Source organism: Paraburkholderia caffeinitolerans, assembly GCF_902859945.1.
Lineage (GTDB): Bacteria > Pseudomonadota > Gammaproteobacteria > Burkholderiales > Burkholderiaceae > Paraburkholderia > Paraburkholderia caffeinitolerans.
Genome location: NZ_CADIKL010000122.1, coordinates 1 through 763, shown reverse-complemented (window position 1 = coordinate 763; position 763 = coordinate 1). Strand labels below are relative to the sequence as shown.

At 65.7% G+C, this 763-nt stretch carries 1 protein-coding gene; it reads right to left on the bottom strand.

Features of this window, described 5'->3' with window-relative positions; translation table 11 throughout:
* On the bottom strand, positions 1 to 735 hold a 735-nt coding region (locus tag HV773_RS36545; RefSeq protein WP_175198561.1), incomplete at its 3' end, for a 2Fe-2S iron-sulfur cluster-binding protein.
* Positions 736 to 763: the final 28 nt, after the last annotated feature.

Below are 763 nucleotides of genomic sequence, written 5' to 3'. Positions count from 1 at the left end.
GAAGGCCGTGCTGCGCGAGAGGATCTTCACGTCCGGCATGGCCGCGAGTTCCGCTTCGATCTTTTCGACCCACTGGATTGCGGGGCGGCCGTCGATCTCGGTCTTGCACGACAGCAGGCTGCCGCCCAGTTCGCGCTGATCATCGACCAGAATCACGCGCGCGCCTGCAAGGCCCGCCGTATGCGCGGCCAGCAGACCCGTGGGGCCGCCGCCGACCACGAGCACGTCGCAGTGCGCGAAGCACTTGTCGTAGCGGTCGGCGTCACGCACTTCGGGCGATTTGCCGAGGCCCGCGGCCTCGCGAATCTTCTCTTCGTACTTCGGCCAAAATTTACGCGGCCACATGAAGGTCTTGTAGTAGAAGCCCGCCGGCAGGAAGCGCGAGAACTTCTGGTTGCGTGCGAGGCGGTCGTGCTCGAGACTCGGCTCCGCATTCACGCTGGTCGCCACGAGCCCTTGATAAAGCTCGATTTCGGTCGAGCGCGCGTTCGGCACGGTGTACGCGCCGCGCTCGAGTTGCACCACGGCATTCGGTTCGGCCACATCGGCGGTCACGATGCCGCGCGGACGGTGGTACTTGAAGCTGCGCGCGACGAAGTGCACGTCGTTAGCCAGCAGCGCCGAGGCGAGCGTGTCGCCCTGATAGCCCTGGTACGTGCGCCCGTTGAACGTGAAGGTCAGCGGAATCGCGCGGTTGATGCGCCCGCCGGCGCCGAGACGGTTCTTCTGGCTCATCGCTGCTTGCTCCCTTGCGTGCCTTGCT